The sequence below is a fragment of the Pseudomonas sp. SIMBA_068 genome (assembly GCF_046534705.1).
Classification (GTDB): domain Bacteria; phylum Pseudomonadota; class Gammaproteobacteria; order Pseudomonadales; family Pseudomonadaceae; genus Aquipseudomonas; species Aquipseudomonas putida.
The window spans coordinates 1-267 of sequence record NZ_JAWRYI010000641.1 but is presented as its reverse complement, the minus strand read 5'-3'; the positions used below and the strand labels follow the sequence as shown (position 1 = coordinate 267).

Genomic DNA, 267 nt, shown 5'->3' with positions numbered 1-267 from the left:
ACCGTGACCATCGTCTACCAGGGCGAACTGGAGCACCGTGACTCGACGGGGGCGGGTGGCCTGATCGGCCCAGGCGACGTGCAATGGATGACAGCTGCCAATGGCATCCTCCATGAAGAGTTCCACGCCCCGGCGTTTGCCCGCAGTGGCGGTACGCTGGAGATGGTGCAGCTGTGGGTCAACCTGCCTGCGCGCGACAAGCGCGCTGCGGCGGGGTACCAGACGCTGCTGGCCACGGACATCCCTGTGGTGGCGCTGGACGGCAAC

At 67.0% G+C, this 267-nt stretch carries 1 protein-coding gene; it reads left to right on the top strand.

Features of this window, described 5'->3' with window-relative positions:
* On the top strand, nt 1–267 hold a 267-nt coding region (locus tag SB756_RS30785), incomplete at both ends, for a pirin family protein (RefSeq protein WP_410913331.1).